Source organism: Winogradskyella sp. 4-2091, assembly GCF_045765065.1.
GTDB lineage: Bacteria > Bacteroidota > Bacteroidia > Flavobacteriales > Flavobacteriaceae > Winogradskyella.
This window is the reverse complement of sequence record NZ_JBJKOD010000033.1, coordinates 1-2,636: the sequence shown is the minus strand read 5'-3', so window position 1 is coordinate 2,636 and position 2,636 is coordinate 1. Positions and strand designations below refer to the sequence as shown.

The window sequence follows — 2,636 nt, the reverse complement described above, 5'->3', positions numbered from 1 at the left end:
CCTCGCGGATTTTCTATTCGGTTTTTATTTGTTAACTTAGTTGCTTAACCACGCAACAAACCATATACAAACACGTTCTACACCATTTGACAACGCAATGAAAATTTTTAGTAAAAACAATAATCCAGAACACGAAAATCGATTAAGACTTCAAAAATTAGTCGATAATGCAAAGAAATCTGACATTCCAACTGGATGGAAAAAAGAAACATTTGCTGTTGGAGGATTAAGCGAAGTTGGATTTTCAAAAAATCATCCTGAATGGCTATTAATTGTTTCAAGTCAAGGTCGAGGAATTATTGACTGTTCGACATTTGAATTGACCGAAAGAGATAATAATGCCGATTTTGATTGGTTTAATTCTTATGAACTTTGGTCTATGGGAATTGGAAAACTTGCGAATGAAAAAATAACTATTAGCGGATTATGTGGAGGCGGATTACCTCTCTTGAATCAATATGGAGATGGAATTCAATATATGGCAACTGAATGGCCAATAATTGACTTAATATTTGAACCGAATTTTAAAAGTATATATAAAGAAGATGATGGAAAACATTGCTTCCGAATCTTTCACGATTATGAATTAAGAGCTTTCGGATTTTCATCCAATGGAGAATATTTTATTACAGCGACAAGTAGCGAAATAAATGTTTATCGGAAAGAAAAAACGGTGTAGAACAACGTGTATCAAAAATTGCTAGATTAGTGCTTAAATTAAAATCGTTGCTCTTTTGTTACGTCTGATTTTCCTTCGGAAAATCCTCGCTTACAAAAACGCAACTTTCCATACACGAACACGTTAGGCAACATTAGATGAAACCGTATATTGACAAAATATCAGAATTAATTAGACCAAAAGGAATTCGACACGAAATTCATTCTTTTGATTCTGGTGCATTTATGGTTGACATTTGGATAAAAAATGATTTTTACTGTATTCAACTTTTTGAAAACAAATTTGGTATTAGTAAAGTAACTGAAGAAAATGGTTTTTGCACAATTCCTGACAAAACATATACTGAATGGGAAAACTTTAAAACAGAATTAGAAAAAGTGATTAATGAATAAACCTGATTTTCTATTTTTACTACTTGGAGCAAGTTACGCTTCTTTCAAATTTGCTAAAGAATTTGTGAAAAATGACTTAAAATCTGAATTCAAATATGATTTAGAATTAAATGTTTCTCACGACAATCCTGAATTAAAACAATTTGACATTTATCCAGAGGATAACGAAAAGAAATACTTTGATTTAACTGAAAAACAAGTAGTTGAAATTCTATGCAGAAATGATAAAGTTCCTGTTTGGATTGACATTGCTGTTTCTAAATCTGACAGAAGGAAAACAACATTTAAACTTTTATGCGCAGGTAGATATTCTAATGATAAAAAGGAATTTTATTATACAAATGAAGGTTCAGGACCTTTTGGAATTAAAAGCCCAAATCATCCTTTTGGATATAAAGAAGGAACAAAATTTAAACTGAAAAAGAAATAACGATTGCCTAACACCGTATAAACTTTATTGCTGGCTTTTTGCCTACTTGCGAAAGTCCTCACGGACTTTCTTGGTCAGTAATTATTTAGTAACTTTACTGCTAAACCAACACAACAAAGCTTATACAACAACGTTGTAAAACATTTGAATGAAAATCTCGATTGACATTAAACATCTTATATATTTCTCACTTGGTTTTGTTTTATTTACAATAGTTGGAACAGTAAGTCACGAATATGGACATATAATAGTTGCTAAATCATTAGGCTACGAAACTACTCTTCATTACGGAAGTATGAATTCTTATCCAAAGGGATATTTAGAGGATGAAAATGTAATAGCATTTAAAAATTTGACAAAAGATTATGTTAGTGTTGAATATGATTCTTGGCCAAAAGATATACAAGAAAAAGCGGAAGAATATAATAATATTTTAGAAAAACGTTATTGGAATGAAGAATCAAATGATAGTTTATTTATATCTATTGGTGGACCATTGCAAACAGTTTTAACTGGAACTCTTGGATTACTAATGTTAGTATTTCGTAGAAAATCTATTTACAAAAGCGGAATGAAAACTTTAGATTGGCTTTTTGTTTTTCTTTCACTTTTTTGGTTACGAGAGATTTTTAATCTTGTAACTTCTATTGCTGGAGAATTAATTTTACCAAATGGAAATTGGTTTGGAGGAGATGAATTGCATATATCACAAGAATTGAATTTATGGTCTGGAACTATCCCGATAATTTTAGCAACACTCGGAATTTTAGTTGCTATTTATGTCATTTTTAAAATAATGCCTAAAAAGATACGTCTGACTTTTATTTTAAGCGGAATTATTGGAGGAATAATGGGATTCATTTTATGGATGAATATAATCGGACCTAGAATATTACCTTAATGAATAAAAAACGTTTTACAACACCGTGTATAATTAATTGCTTTTTAAGTGCTTACTTGCGAAAATTCCTGCGGAATTTTCTCGGGTTCGTAAAAGTTTGCTAAATTAGTTGCTTAACCGCGCAACTAACCATACACAAACACGTTGTGGTTAATACTGACCCGTCCTGAATAAAGGCTACATTATTTTAAACATTATGTACAAAAATGACAAAGTAATCAGACGGTATTCAGA

At 30.8% G+C, this 2,636-nt stretch carries 4 protein-coding genes; all 4 read left to right on the top strand.

Going from position 1 to position 2,636, the window contains the following annotated elements; genetic code table 11:
• The first annotated feature begins 40 nt into the window (after positions 1 to 40).
• The 4 genes from ACJBCC_RS17145 to ACJBCC_RS17130 all read left to right on the top strand — a co-directional run bounded on the left by ACJBCC_RS17145 (position 41) and on the right by ACJBCC_RS17130 (position 2,402).
• Positions 41 to 679 (top strand): hypothetical protein, encoded by a 639-nt coding sequence (locus ACJBCC_RS17145; RefSeq protein ID WP_407557910.1) that lies wholly within the window; start codon positions 41 to 43, stop codon positions 677 to 679.
• 137 nt (positions 680 to 816) lie between these two features.
• Positions 817 to 1,071 carry a hypothetical protein gene (locus tag ACJBCC_RS17140; protein ID WP_407557909.1) on the top strand — a complete coding sequence of 85 codons (255 nt, stop codon included), beginning with the start codon at positions 817 to 819 and terminating at the stop codon, positions 1,069 to 1,071.
• On the top strand, positions 1,064 to 1,501 hold the full coding sequence (locus tag ACJBCC_RS17135) for a hypothetical protein (RefSeq protein WP_407557908.1): 438 nt from the start codon (positions 1,064 to 1,066) through the stop codon (positions 1,499 to 1,501). The genes ACJBCC_RS17140 and ACJBCC_RS17135 overlap by 8 nt, the downstream gene beginning before the upstream one ends.
• Positions 1,502 to 1,649: 148 nt before the next feature.
• Positions 1,650 to 2,402 carry a hypothetical protein gene (locus ACJBCC_RS17130; protein ID WP_407557907.1) on the top strand — a complete coding sequence of 251 codons (753 nt, stop codon included), beginning with the start codon at positions 1,650 to 1,652 and terminating at the stop codon, positions 2,400 to 2,402.
• Positions 2,403 to 2,636 lie beyond the last annotated feature (234 nt).

What these genes read in the sequence shown, in the direction of transcription:
- ACJBCC_RS17140 (WP_407557909.1), top strand. Translation starts at nt 817, where the DNA reads ATGAAACCGTATATTGACAAAATATCAGAATTAATTAGACCAAAAGGA.
- ACJBCC_RS17130 (WP_407557907.1), top strand. Translation starts at nt 1,650, where the DNA reads ATGAAAATCTCGATTGACATTAAACATCTTATATATTTCTCACTTGGT.
- ACJBCC_RS17135 (WP_407557908.1), top strand. Translation starts at nt 1,064, where the DNA reads ATGAATAAACCTGATTTTCTATTTTTACTACTTGGAGCAAGTTACGCT.